Here is a 256-nt window from a genome sequence, read left to right as displayed (position 1 = left end):
GCAGCGCAACACCGCCGCCACCGAGGCGCAGGGCAAGGTGAAGGCGGCCCTGGCGCACGCTCCGGCCGAGCCGCCGCCCCTGGACCGGCTCAAGGGCGACCTGAAGGACGGTGCGCTGTCCACCGGCATCGAGATCACCCACTTCGCCGGAGGTGTCGTCAAGGGCACGGCCGGCCTGGTCACCTTCGTCCGCGGCCTGGACCCGATGGACCCCTACAACCTCACCCACCCGGCCGCCTACCTGCAGAACGTCAGC

The 256-nt window shown here is 71.9% G+C and carries 1 protein-coding gene; it reads left to right on the top strand.

The features are described from left to right. Positions 1–256 (top strand): hypothetical protein (locus tag IG05_RS43370; RefSeq protein ID WP_037816089.1); only part of this gene is annotated, 256 nt, incomplete at both ends.

It is taken from the genome of Streptomyces sp. NRRL S-1022 (assembly GCF_000720135.1).
Taxonomy (GTDB): domain Bacteria; phylum Actinomycetota; class Actinomycetes; order Streptomycetales; family Streptomycetaceae; genus Streptomyces.
Note: the sequence above shows the minus strand (reverse complement) of the source record. Positions and strands in the feature narration are given on the sequence as shown.